Below are 11,332 nucleotides of genomic sequence, written 5' to 3'. Positions count from 1 at the left end.
CGGCGGGTTTTGGTGGCTTCACACCTCAAAACACCGCCATTTCTCGTTTCTGTCGAGGGACAGACCGGAAGGTGACCTTCCCGCCGTCTGGGACGACTAAAAAATGAAGTTGTCGGCTACTGAGATCGCCGATCAACAGGCTCACGTTCTGCACGCTGTTCTCCAGCCAGAAGCCCCAGTGTGGCGAACGATTACGCAAAACACGGGCACTGTGGCCGATCAATGTTTCCAGCCGGGGCATGAGCTGGGCCGAGGCGAAGGCCTCGAGCGTCTCCGCGCCCGCCACTTCGTAAGAGATGAATCAGCGCCCCGGCATGCGGTAACGCTTGATGGCTCGGCCCGCACGGGCATCTTGCCGCTCGATCACGGCGATGTTCACCTGGATCAGTTTACCCAGCAGGGAGTGGGCGCGTTGCAAGCTGATGCTCAGATGGTTTGGCACTTCAGAGGCGCTGCATTCCGCGCGCATTAAGAAGTCCAGCAGCGGGCGCAGGGGATCACATGTGGCCACTAGACCGATCAGGCACGAGATGGGGTTCCTAATTCGCTTGAGTCCTGCCGCGCTGCCTTAAACGATGTGAAGAAAGCGTGAGACTTACCTTAAGCTAACGTGATCATATTGACTCATGGAATGGAAGAACGTGAGTCGGAAGGTGGGCAGTCACACCCGGCTGGTCACCATAGACGCGGAGATTCACAAAATCACGGAGTGCACGATGACGTTCTACCTCACAGGCACAGAGTGGCCGGATGAGCGCCACCACCCGTTCTTCACTGGTGTGGGCCCCACGCCCGACATGGCTGAAGGACTGGCGTACCTGGTGTATCTGCGGGCCCAGACCTGTTCCCATCAATTCGAGCGACTTGAGGCAATGACACAGGTGTGCACGGGGTGTGGGGTGATGCGGCGTGCCCGTCCGCCCGCGCTTCACTCAGTACGGTCAGTGTGGCGGCGCTGGTTCAGGAAGACGCACCCCAGCGCATCAGCTCTGTCCGGCGTGTTCCCCCCACAACGGGGACCTGCCTCCAGAAGCACTCGCACGTGGGGGCTCCTGGCCGTGTCCCCTCAAGGCAGCTGACCACAGCGTCTGAGCCACGGATCACACGGGGGTGACGGTCAGGATGCGCGGCGGCCAGCTGCTCAGGCCGGCGGCGCGGGCCTGCTGTGAAGATACGTTCAGCCACGCCTCAAGGTCCACCGAAGTCGATCTCCGCCCGTCCGCACATCAGCCCACGCCCTCGAGCTCTAGCCACGCCAGGTTGAAAAACGCGGCCTCGATGCGTGGGGTCAGGTCACGGCGCGCCAGGCGCAGCTCGGCCCGGTCCCACAGCCCGCAGTAATGCGCCAGCGGGGAGTGCAGGGGCGTGCGGGCCATTCTGAGGGTCAGCACGCCCCCGTAGTCCTCGCCCAGGCAGCGGCGCAGCTCGGTGACGCCTTCCGGTACCGCCTCCCATTCGGCGGGCACCACCAGGAGCAGCACGGGCTGGGGCACATCCATGACCGAAAGCTAGGCCCGCAGGAGTCACGGCACTGTGACCCAGGGGGCCAGGGGCATGCCCCTGGCCTCAGAGGAAGATCAGGGGATCGACGTGAAGGCGCTCCGCCAGCAGATGCATCTGCGCCCGGGTCAAGTCCTGCTGCCCGGTCACCAGGCGGTCCAGCTCCTCAATGCCGATGCCGGTGGACTGTGCGAGTGCAGAGGGGGAGAGGTCCATCACCGTCATGAGGCTGGCCAGGACTTGACCCGGTGAACGCACCGGTTGCGGAAAGGCCACCGCCTCGTAGTTCTGGATGTTCTCGGTCAGCAGCCTCAACAGGCTGCTCAGCTCCGGGCGCGCGCGCTGGGCCGCCCACGTCACCTCTTCGAGCTTGAAGGCAGCGGCATGACGCTCTGGCGTGTCGATGGGGTCAAGCAGGCCGTCGGCCAGCTCGGTCACGACCTTCCAAGCGCTGAATAGGGCGTCATGATCAACGGTCATCAGGGTTCCCTCCAGGGCCACGCTGAGCCGCAGCGGAGACGCGGCTGCCAGGCAGCCTAGAAGGGTGAGCATGCCCAAGAGCCGCCGTTGGCTTAATGTCCCTTAGGACCGAATTATCGTTTTGACCATTCAGTCCTAAGGGACGGGTGCACCCCCGCTCAGGCGGCCCGTGCGGGCTCGACAAAATCAGGTGGGCCCTGGGCCGCAAAGAAGAAGGCGACTGCTTGGGCCGCCTGTGATGTTGAACCAGAGAGCGTCCGATGCACGCTGGGTCAAGGTGAGGCCAGCCGTGATGGCGGCGTCCAAGCGCTCCGCTGCCCCGCCTTCTACTGCTGGGCATCCTCCGGGGCCGTCTCCGCCTGGTCCTCTGCGCTGGCCTGCTCCAACTCTGCGATGCGCGCCTCGGCGGTCTGTGCCTCCGCAAGCAACTGATTTTTGCGCTGCGCCTGGCTCTGTCCTGCCCGCTCCAGTTCGCGAATGCGCCCCAGCGTCTCGGCGGCCTCACGCTCCAACTTCATTAGTTCGTGCTCGCCCCGGTCATGCTCCATCTGCTGGAGCCGAGCGGCGGCCTGCGTCCCCACCTGCTCGAGCCCGGCCACCTGCTCCAGGGAGTCCGCCTGCCCGACGGCGGCCCCGATGATGGCCTCGAGGTCCTGCACCTGCTGGTGCACGGACTCGCTCAGGGTGTTCAGCAGGTGGCCGCTGATCTGCTCCAGCGGCGTTTCGCGAACCTGCGCCAGGGTCTCCTGGATGGTCAGGCGCAGGCGGTGGGCAATCTGGATCTGTGCCCGTCCCGACTGAACGATGCCTTCCAGGTTGGCCCGGTGCTGCTGGGTCAGGGCACTGAGCTGCCCCGGCGGGGTGGCGTGGAGCTGCTTCAGGGTGGCGGTGACCACCTGGCGCAGCGCCTGCGTGACCACGATCTGCTCCCGTCCGGCGTGGATGATCTGTTCGAGGGTGTCGAGCTGGATCAGCCCGGCCTCCCCGACATGGTGGCGTGCGGCAGAAAACGAGGCCCGTTCGGTGCGGGCGTCGAGTTCCTCCGGCAAGGGATGCTCGTCTTGAGGGGACATACCGCATGTTAGCGGGCCGGTGGCCTGCGCCCTGAGTGGGCCAGCTAAGCCACCAAAACGCAGCCGAGGGTGACTGCGGGCTTGAGGGCGTCGCTGCTGGCGAGCAGAGCACGGGGGTTGACCCCTGCGCGGCAGGCGGGGTCAGGCTCCGATGTGGGCCTGACCCCTGAGAACTTTGCAAGTCGGACGTGCGGCCAGCGGTGCAGGGTGGTCAGGGGCAGCGTGACCAGAGGCGAGAGCCGCTCCTGAGGCTGAGGCGCTAGCTGAGGGCGTGCTCAGGGGGCGTGTCGTCACTGGCCTTGAGGCTGACGGTGCGGGTGGTGCCGCTGGCCAGCACGCTGGCGACATCGTACGGGTGGGCGGGCGATGGGCCTACGCCCCGCGCTGGAGATGCAGGAGGAAGGCCTGGGCCTCTACCTCAATGTTGGCCAGTTCAGGGATCGTCTGGAGGTTCGTGGAGCTGATGTAGAGCGACACGCACTTTGCCAACGCGGTGGGGTGGGTGTCGCAGTGGGCTTTGATTCATGCCTCGGTCTGCTGGATGGCCGCCACCGTGGCCTGCCGCTGGTGACGAACCTGTAGCAATTGATCCAATTGGCTCATACTCCACTCTAAAGTTGGAGGTGCGCCAGGTGCAGCCCGGCAAAAGGGGTCAGCCTGCGGAATGGTAACGAGGTGCTGCCCTGGGGCGCATGCAGCGGATGGGCAGGACAACGCCTCCGGCGCTCCCACACGGTCCAGCCGCCGGCGGCATGCACTTGAGGTCTTGGCCATACGAAAGCAGGCGGCCCGGAGGCCGCCTGTGGGTGAAGATCATTTAGCGAGGTGGTGCCGTTTGATCCCGGTGAACGACGGTGGGTGCTGGCCGACGGAGGCCTGCCAGGCCGGCAAGTCCCAGGAGGCCGAGCCAGCCCCAGTCCGTGCCATTGTCATCGTTCTGCGTCGTCACCGTGGTGTCCGTCGTTGCGGTGTCTGGTGTGGTGTCCGTCGTGGTGTCCTGTGCCAGAGCAGGCATGGAAGCAAGGCCGAAGGCCAGGACCAGCAGGGTTGTTTTCACGTGTTGTTTCATGGGTGAACCTCCTGCAAGAGTGTGAATTCTTACGCTCGTGCACAATCCCACACCCAGCCGTTTTTGTTGGCATAGCCACTGTTGACCTGAGCCTCACTTCTCCTTAATGGGGAGAGGCAGTAGGGTGTTTTCGCTCATGGGCAGGTCGCTTCGGCGCTTGCGGTTTGCGCCGGACCTCCTGACAACTGTTGCCTTAAGGTGCAAGTGGGAGGCTTATGCACCCCCTCCCTGCGTAGACCCTTGTAGGCACGCCAAATGCAATTGCATATGCAGGTCATAACACCTTGTGTGGGGGCGTTCACAAGCTGTGGCGACAGAAGAGGTCTGACTGCTCTGGATCATCGAAATGGAGAGTCTGTCAGTGATGGAAAGTCAGGCCTGGGCCTTATGGTTTGCGTGAACTCGGCGAGCACCCGCTTTAAGGTGTAGCCCCACCAAGCTGCTGAATGCGCCAGCGCAGCAGGCGCTGCAACAAGATGGGGTAGACGTGCAACGGGACCGCCAACACCAGCAACCCACCAACCACATCTGACCGCGAGGACCACAGTGCAATAGCGATCAGAAAGGTGGTCAGGAGCGCCCAGGCGTGGCCCAGTTCGGAACGCCAGGTTTCCTCGGCCAGTCTGGCAAGTTCCCCCCGCTTTCCGCTGTAGCCTCTGGCCTTCTGAATCATCCGGTTCCATCCAGTCAGATCAAGGACCCGCTTGAAGGCCAGGACCCCCAGTCTCCGGGACCACCTGGGCTCATTTGGTCCCACGGTGAGGGTGAGGGGTCCAGCAGTCCTGGGAAGAACCTGCGGGACCATCTTGACCGCCACGATCATCAGCAGCCAGTGAACGAGCCAGGCGAAAGAAAACGCTGGGGCCGCGCCGACGGGCAGAAGCAGACTCGTCCAGAGCGCGAGCGCCACCGTCAGGCCACTGGCCAGTCCCCATTTGATCATTTGACCTCGGCGCTGAGTATCGGGCGTGGAGTGGAGGCTGGCATAAAGAAGGCGACCCGGAGGTCGCCTTTGATGTCGCACAGCATAGCGCGGTCTGCGCCCGGTGTCCAGTTTATGCGTCCGGTGCGGCCTTGAAGTACTGATAGACGGTTTCCCGGCTGACTCCGAAGTCCCGGGCGAGGCTGGCCTTCGACTCGCCACTTTCGGCGCGCTGCCGCAAGTCAGTGACCTGGGCAGCGCTCAGGAGCTTTTTGCGTCCCTTGTACACCCCCGCCTTCTTGGCCGCCTTGATGCCTTCACGTTGCCGCTCGCGGATCAGGGCACGCTCGAACTCGGCAAAGGCCCCCATCACGCTCAGCAGCAGCCGGGACATCGCCGAGTCTTCCCCGGGGAAGGTCAGGCCTTCCTTGATGAATTCGACGCGTACCCCCTTCTCTGTCAGCCGATTGACCAGGGCGCGCAGGTCATCGAGATTGCGGGCCAGGCGGTCCATGCTGTGCACCACCACGGTGTCCCCTTTACGGGCATGACCGAGCAGAGCGGTCAACTGAGGGCGGTTGGCCTTCCCACCACTGACCTTGTCGGTGAAGACCTTGTCAAAGCTCAGGCCGTCCAGTTGACGGACGGTGTTCTGGTCCTCGGACGAGACGCGGGCGTAGCCGAGACGATGGCCTCTGTTCGGGGTACTCATGGGATCTCTTGTCAGGTGAGGGTCCAAGATTCTGTCAGGAGAGCGCAGTCACAGCGAGAACCGGGAAAACCAGCGCCAGCAGCAGCGCGAACGGTCCTAGAGCTCCGAACGCTGAAGGAGCAGCGATCAACCACCCCGAAATACGACAGGACGCCGAGGCCTGCAAGCTGCGCCTGAAGATCGTGCGATATGTGGCACACAGCAAGGACTGCCGCTTGATGCTGCAACGATGTCCCTGTCTGAACGCTCTGTGGATGACTTGATCACAACAGTGCAGCTGCGGGAGACCACTCTCAAGTGAAACCTTCGCTGACTGGACACAAAACGCTTAACGCGTATTGGATGTTTCGTCACTCCAAGGATGAAGTGGGCGCACCATATATTCGTATGTACCTTCGTGTCCACCTTCGCCCGTGCCCCGTTCTGCCAGGTACTGGAGACCCGAGGAGTCGTCGACAATCTGATACTGAAGTTGCTGGTCAGATGAACTGCCGTGTTGAATGATTGTGACACTATCGCCTTCTTCAAGCGTCGCGCACTCAGAGGCCAGAATCATGCCATGGCCGACTTCGGTGCCATCCTGAATCCTTACGAGTACGTAGTCCATAGACAAGTGTACTCTTCTTCCTCAGTAGCTGACAACTTCGTTCGTAGCCGTCTCAGACGCCAGAAAAGCCAGCTTCTGGTCTGTTGCTCGACAGAAACGGAAAATGGCGGTGTTTTGAGGTGTGAAGCCACCAAAACCCGCCGCCTCACAGGCGAGCGAACTTACCACCCATTTCAAAGCCTGCGTCCCCTCGCTCCGCATCGACACGCATCAGCGTGCCGTCGATGTCGTTCTGGCCATGATCATGGCGCAGAGCGTCAACCACCGCGATCTCGCTCCGCATTTGCCCGGTCCCAGTTCTCCCGAGGCCAAGAAACGGCGCGTGGAATGCGCCGTCCACGATGAGCAGCTCCGGTCTTCCTGACCCTGTTGCTGGTCCACCTCCCTCCAGGCAAGATCCTGATGAGCGTGGATCGCACCTTCTTGGGCAGACGGACTGTCGTCGTGAGATAGCACCCGTATGGGGCTACTCCTTCTCCACGAGGATGCCTGCCCGCACTTGGGAACGCGGGGACGCTCCGCTCAATCTGCTGGTCCTGCGCGCGGTGGTCCACGACTTCACGATTCCGCTCGTCTGGGTGCCCCTGGATCACACGGGCAACAGCGACACTCGGACGCGCATGTGACTGGTGTTGCGACTCCTGGGCTTGGTGGCAGACCGGGAGTTCATCGGTGCCGAGTGGTTTCGGGAGCTGCAACCCGGTCAGTCCCGGATGATTGCGGAGCGGACCACGGTCTTCGGTGAATCCATACGGGTGGTGGCCACCAGGTCACCTGCGGGTGACCTGGTCATCATCGCGGCGGACTTTCACGTGTGGGAAACGTGGCAGCTGTACCAGCTTCGCTGGACCATCGAGTCCACGTTTGGCTCGCAAAAGTCGCGGGGCTTCAATCTGGAACGGACCGGAGACACGGACCCCACACGGTTGGAACAAATGTTCAGTCTGGTGACCCTGGCCTGGTTGGCTTGTCTCCGGGTGGGCGTTTGGCGCCACGAGGCCAAACCGATCCGGGTGCTGACCCACGGCCACAATGCTATGAGCTTGGTTCGCTACGGCTCGGAAGAATTGCGCCATGTGCTGCGGTGTGCCACCGAGAGAATTGGCGAGATTTTACGCGTCTTGATACAACATTTTCTCGCACTGGGACAGCCGGAAACTGAAGTGATCAGCTACTGAGCACTCACAGACACATCTACAACGTGCTGGTGACCGACTTTTCTGAACGATGTCAGGCGTCCTCATATCTTCTTCATTTTGACCTAGAGGTACTCATACTGGGGTTGAGAGTACATCTACCCGGACTTAGGATGAACGCCTACAAAAAGAGGAGGTTGAGGGGTATGGAGGGCGACACCCATCCCGAACTTCACCCACAAACGAGGCGTCATCTGCGCAACACGCGAAAACTGCGGGCGGCAGCCCTTCAGGAGTTCACCGCACATGGGCTGCACGGCACCAAAGTCAGCAGCATCGTGGCTGCCGCACAGCTGACCCAGCCGTCGTTTTACCGCACCTGGCCCAGCAAAGAAGCCGCCTACGAGGAATTGATCGCTCAGACCCTAGACACCTGGCACCATGTGGCTGAAGGGATTCTGTCAGGGCGTCCCACGCTCTCGCTGGAACAGCGGCTGGGCGGAGGAGTTCAACGGCTATACGCCACACTCACTCAAGACATGGCCCTGACACGGCTGGTTCTCCATGACCCCACCTCGAATTCAGGGCGACGGCTGCCATTCATCTCAATCTATTCGCGGGCGTTTGAGGCTGCCCAACGGGATGGGCATGTTGCAACCCTGATGCCCGCTGAAAGCTTGGCGCAGATGTATGCCGCCATCACCGAGCGTTTCTTTTTCGCCCGGCTATACGCCAATCAAAAGTCCATGACCGCGACGGTGAAGGAGGTCACGCGGCTTCTGCTGCCGACCCTTCAGCCCGCCGCCTCACCACTCATGCACGAGGAGGTTGATCCATGAATAAAATTCTGCTCGCCCTGACCGCTGGTTTGCTGGGACCTGCCCTGGCCGCCACCCCCGCCTACACCAAGGCCCAGGCCGACGCCGGGGCCAAGGTCTACAAAGCGCAGTGCGCCGCGTGTCACGGCGCGAAGCTTAACAACGGCGGCGCCCCCAAGCTGGCCGGTACGGACTTCCTGAAAAAATGGTCGCAAAACACCCTCGATGATTTCTTCTTTATCGAGTCGCATACCATGCCGCAGACCAATCCAGGGGGCCTTAAGGAGAGTGAGTATCTGAACGCCCTGGCCTACATCCTGCAAGAAAATGGCTTTAAGCCCGGAAAGGACGCGCTGGCTGTCAAAAACCTGAAGTCATACACCTTCAAGAAGTGAGCAGAGCACAGGGAGGGAAGGTATGAAAAAGGGAACCTTGCAACTTGGATTGGGACTGTGTGCCGCACTTTCGCTGGGATCGGCGCTGGCCGTGACTGGCCCCTCGCAGGATCAACTGAATAACGCAGATAACGCCACAGATTCCTGGTTGATGTACAACAAAGGCTACAAGGCACAACGATACTCCCCGTTAGATCAGATCAATTCCGGCAATGTGGCGCAGCTCAAACAGGTCTGTACTTACGAAACCGGCGACGACGGCGGCTTCCAGGTCACGCCACAGATGTATAACGGCGTGCTGTTCTTCACGCAGGCCAACCGCACCTTTGCTATCGACGCCCGCACCTGCAAGGCGCTGTGGGTCAACAAGTACATGATGGACACCTCCTCCGTGCTCACCACCAACCGCGGCGTGGCCATTGCCGACGGCGTGATTTACCGGGGGACGCCCAACGCCCACCTGATCGCATTGGACGCCGGCACTGGCAAATTGCTGTGGGACACCAAAGTCGACGACTCCACCGTGGGCTACTTCTTGAGCTCCGCCCCGATCTATTCGAATGGCAAAGTCTTTATCGGCGATGCCGGCGCAGACTGGGGGATCAAGGGCAAGATGTACGCCTTTGATGCTAAGACCGGCAACAAGGCTTGGCAGTTCGATATGATCCCCACCGGCAGCGAATTTGGAGCGGACACTTGGAAGAGGTCGGAGTCCACCGTCACGGGTGGAGGCAGCATGTGGACCAGCTACACCCTGGACACCGACACCAACCAGCTCTATATCTCAGTGGGCAATCCTGCACCGGATTTTGCGGCGCAGTACCGGCCAGGTGACAACCTTTTTACCAACACCGTGACTGTGCTCAACGCCGACACGGGCAAGTACAACCACCACTACCAGCAGATTCCCAACGACGACAAGGATTACGACACCTCCGCCGCGCCAGTGCTGTACACCGTGGATGGTCAGAAGCGGATGGCGGTGGCGACCAAGGCAGGCTGGCTGTTCGGTTACAACGAGGACGACAAGTCGCAGGTGTTCAAGCAGGCCATGATCAAGGTAGACAATCAGGAAAAACCCACCACCCGCGAGGGTCAACGCATCTGTCCCAATTACAGCGCCGGATCGCAGTGGTCAGGCCCCTCCTACAATCCGGACATGAAAGTGCTGTTCAACAACGCCGTGGACTGGTGTGGCGTCGTCAAGCTTGGCGAGGTTCGGCTGATCAAGGGACAGCTGTTCTTCGGCGGTTCCATGCAGCTGGATCCGGCCAACAAGGCGATTGGGAGCACGGTAGCCTATGACGCAGCCACCGGCAAGCCGATGTGGCGCTACGACCTTCAGGGCGTTCGCATCGTGGGCGGCGTAACCTCGACGGGCGGGAATCTGGTGCTGTCGGGCGATATGGATGGCAATTTCTATGCCCTAGATGCCAAGACCGGCAAGATGCTGTTCAAGGACAACATCGACAAGGCGCCTATCGGCGGTGGCGTATCTACCTTTGACATTTCCGGCAAGCAGTACATGGCCGTCGCTGCTGGCAATACGTCCAAGGGCACGGCCGGCGTCAAGAATCCCGGAGCCCGCATCGTCGTCTACAGCCTGCCGTGAGGCGCGGTTACTGAAGCGAGGTTACGAATGATGCGAACCCCTATTCTGACTCTTCTAGTCCTGGCGTTGATTGGCTCGGCGGAGGCCATCATTCCCAATCTCAGTGCGGCCGACATTGCGCAGGCCAGGCGTGACGGCGACGCCATGAACGTCAAAGACAGCGGTTATGTGCTGGGCAATTACCTGATTAAGGCCTACAACGAGGATGTGATCCTGCGGCCCAACACCCCAGAAATAGACGGCATCGTGCTGGCGACACCCTTCGAGAAAATTCGCTACGAAACGTATCTGTCAAATCTGGAAGGTAAACCAATGACCGACGCACGGGCGGGCACGCTGGCGAGCACCCTGGCGGGCAAGCTGACCTTCCGGGTGTACTCACACAGTCCTTTTGCAGTTGACGACGAGGAGGAGCAGTGGCAACTGGCCTATCAGGCTGACAAGATCGTGGCCAATCCCGATAAGCAGAAAAGCTATCTGGACTTCTTCAAGCCCGCCACCCTGACCATTGCCGGGAAGACGTATACCGCTAAACCCGTGGTGGACGGCCCCTACCGCGACAACTTCACCCTGCCCAGTGGTGAGGCGACATCCCGGAACCTGGGCGTAGTGTTCTATACCTTCGATATCAAGAACTTACCAACGAAGGGAGCCTTTACCTTCAAGTTTGATGACAGCAGAGGTAAGGCGTACGACATCAAGTCCGATCTGAGCAGCTACCGCTGAGCTGCGCGAGAAAAGGGGCGGCCTGTATGTGAGGCCGCCTTTGAGTATTCACCAGAATAGATACTGATTTAGGCGAAGCTCGAATATATTCGGAGACGGTGGGAAATGAATCCAATACGGACTCCGATTAATTCGTACAGAGAGGCCACCAGTGGAACAGGGTGTGTTGCGTGATGAGATCGGGTTGGGTTTCCAGCCAGGCACACCGTTCACCGAGTGCTTCCTGGAGTTCAGCAAGTGATTCAAAACATCGGTTGGCCAGTGGCTCATCCGTCAAGTTCC

Annotated in this window: 12 protein-coding genes and 1 pseudogene; 5 read left to right on the top strand and 8 right to left on the bottom strand. The window is 60.8% G+C overall.

Annotation, left to right across the window (positions count from 1 at the left end):
* Positions 1–1,226: 1,226 nt before the first annotated feature.
* From FHR04_RS20350 to FHR04_RS21535, 8 genes are all read right to left on the bottom strand, one after another.
* Positions 1,227–1,499 (bottom strand): hypothetical protein, encoded by a 273-nt coding sequence (locus tag FHR04_RS20350; protein ID WP_139405005.1) that lies wholly within the window; start codon positions 1,497–1,499, stop codon positions 1,227–1,229.
* A 67-nt stretch (positions 1,500–1,566) separates the two neighbouring features.
* Positions 1,567–1,980, bottom strand: a complete 414-nt coding sequence (locus FHR04_RS20345) for a hypothetical protein (RefSeq protein WP_139405004.1) — start codon at positions 1,978–1,980, stop codon at positions 1,567–1,569.
* A 326-nt stretch (positions 1,981–2,306) separates the two neighbouring features.
* Entirely contained in the window at positions 2,307–3,053 is a 747-nt protein-coding gene (locus FHR04_RS20340; protein WP_139405003.1) for a coiled-coil domain-containing protein, read from the bottom strand.
* 817 nt (positions 3,054–3,870) lie between these two features.
* A complete protein-coding gene (locus FHR04_RS20335; protein ID WP_139405002.1) occupies positions 3,871–4,122 on the bottom strand; it encodes a WGxxGxxG family protein in 252 nt (83 codons plus the stop codon).
* Between the two features lie 418 nt (positions 4,123–4,540).
* Positions 4,541–4,927: a glycosyl-4,4'-diaponeurosporenoate acyltransferase CrtO family protein gene (locus tag FHR04_RS20330; RefSeq protein WP_249039245.1), complete on the bottom strand. Its 387-nt coding sequence runs from the start codon at positions 4,925–4,927 to the stop codon at positions 4,541–4,543.
* A gap of 250 nt (positions 4,928–5,177) precedes the next feature.
* Positions 5,178–5,756 (bottom strand): recombinase family protein, encoded by a 579-nt coding sequence (locus tag FHR04_RS20325; RefSeq protein ID WP_139405000.1) that lies wholly within the window; start codon positions 5,754–5,756, stop codon positions 5,178–5,180.
* 328 nt (positions 5,757–6,084) lie between these two features.
* Positions 6,085–6,363 (bottom strand): hypothetical protein, encoded by a 279-nt coding sequence (locus tag FHR04_RS20320; RefSeq protein WP_139404999.1) that lies wholly within the window; start codon positions 6,361–6,363, stop codon positions 6,085–6,087.
* 145 nt (positions 6,364–6,508) lie between these two features.
* Complete coding sequence (locus tag FHR04_RS21535; RefSeq protein WP_249039246.1) at positions 6,509–6,703, bottom strand: hypothetical protein; 195 nt, start codon at positions 6,701–6,703, stop codon at positions 6,509–6,511.
* Here FHR04_RS21535 and FHR04_RS20315 point away from each other — a divergent pair.
* The 5 genes and pseudogenes from FHR04_RS20315 to FHR04_RS20295 all read left to right on the top strand — a co-directional run bounded on the left by FHR04_RS20315 (position 6,647) and on the right by FHR04_RS20295 (position 11,050).
* A pseudogene (locus FHR04_RS20315) lies at positions 6,647–7,541 on the top strand (transposase). The gene FHR04_RS21535 and the pseudogene FHR04_RS20315 overlap by 57 nt on opposite strands.
* 164 nt (positions 7,542–7,705) lie before the next feature.
* Positions 7,706–8,338: a TetR/AcrR family transcriptional regulator gene (locus FHR04_RS20310; protein ID WP_170214055.1), complete on the top strand. Its 633-nt coding sequence runs from the start codon at positions 7,706–7,708 to the stop codon at positions 8,336–8,338.
* The gene (locus tag FHR04_RS20305) at positions 8,335–8,712 is read left to right on the top strand and encodes a c-type cytochrome (protein WP_139404997.1); all 378 of its coding nucleotides are present in this window, start codon (positions 8,335–8,337) and stop codon (positions 8,710–8,712) included. Before FHR04_RS20310 ends, FHR04_RS20305 begins: the two co-directional genes overlap by 4 nt.
* Positions 8,713–8,734: 22 nt before the next feature.
* Entirely contained in the window at positions 8,735–10,324 is a 1,590-nt protein-coding gene (locus FHR04_RS20300; protein WP_139404996.1) for a pyrroloquinoline quinone-dependent dehydrogenase, read from the top strand.
* Between the two features lie 27 nt (positions 10,325–10,351).
* Complete coding sequence (locus FHR04_RS20295) at positions 10,352–11,050, top strand: hypothetical protein (protein ID WP_139404995.1); 699 nt, start codon at positions 10,352–10,354, stop codon at positions 11,048–11,050.
* Positions 11,051–11,332 lie beyond the last annotated feature (282 nt).

This window comes from Deinococcus radiopugnans ATCC 19172, from assembly GCF_006335125.1.
Taxonomy (GTDB): domain Bacteria; phylum Deinococcota; class Deinococci; order Deinococcales; family Deinococcaceae; genus Deinococcus; species Deinococcus radiopugnans.
Note: the sequence above shows the minus strand (reverse complement) of the source record. Positions and strands in the feature narration are given on the sequence as shown.

What these genes read in the sequence shown, in the direction of transcription:
- FHR04_RS20350 (WP_139405005.1), bottom strand. Translation starts at nt 1,499, where the DNA reads ATGGATGTGCCCCAGCCCGTGCTGCTCCTGGTGGTGCCCGCCGAATGG.
- FHR04_RS20345 (WP_139405004.1), bottom strand. Translation starts at nt 1,980, where the DNA reads ATGACCGTTGATCATGACGCCCTATTCAGCGCTTGGAAGGTCGTGACC.
- FHR04_RS20340 (WP_139405003.1), bottom strand. Translation starts at nt 3,053, where the DNA reads ATGTCCCCTCAAGACGAGCATCCCTTGCCGGAGGAACTCGACGCCCGC.
- FHR04_RS20335 (WP_139405002.1), bottom strand. Translation starts at nt 4,122, where the DNA reads ATGAAACAACACGTGAAAACAACCCTGCTGGTCCTGGCCTTCGGCCTT.
- FHR04_RS20330 (WP_249039245.1), bottom strand. Translation starts at nt 4,927, where the DNA reads ATGGTCCCGCAGGTTCTTCCCAGGACTGCTGGACCCCTCACCCTCACC.
- FHR04_RS20325 (WP_139405000.1), bottom strand. Translation starts at nt 5,756, where the DNA reads ATGAGTACCCCGAACAGAGGCCATCGTCTCGGCTACGCCCGCGTCTCG.
- FHR04_RS20320 (WP_139404999.1), bottom strand. Translation starts at nt 6,363, where the DNA reads ATGGACTACGTACTCGTAAGGATTCAGGATGGCACCGAAGTCGGCCAT.
- FHR04_RS20310 (WP_170214055.1), top strand. Translation starts at nt 7,706, where the DNA reads ATGGAGGGCGACACCCATCCCGAACTTCACCCACAAACGAGGCGTCAT.
- FHR04_RS20305 (WP_139404997.1), top strand. Translation starts at nt 8,335, where the DNA reads ATGAATAAAATTCTGCTCGCCCTGACCGCTGGTTTGCTGGGACCTGCC.
- FHR04_RS20300 (WP_139404996.1), top strand. Translation starts at nt 8,735, where the DNA reads ATGAAAAAGGGAACCTTGCAACTTGGATTGGGACTGTGTGCCGCACTT.
- FHR04_RS20295 (WP_139404995.1), top strand. Translation starts at nt 10,352, where the DNA reads ATGATGCGAACCCCTATTCTGACTCTTCTAGTCCTGGCGTTGATTGGC.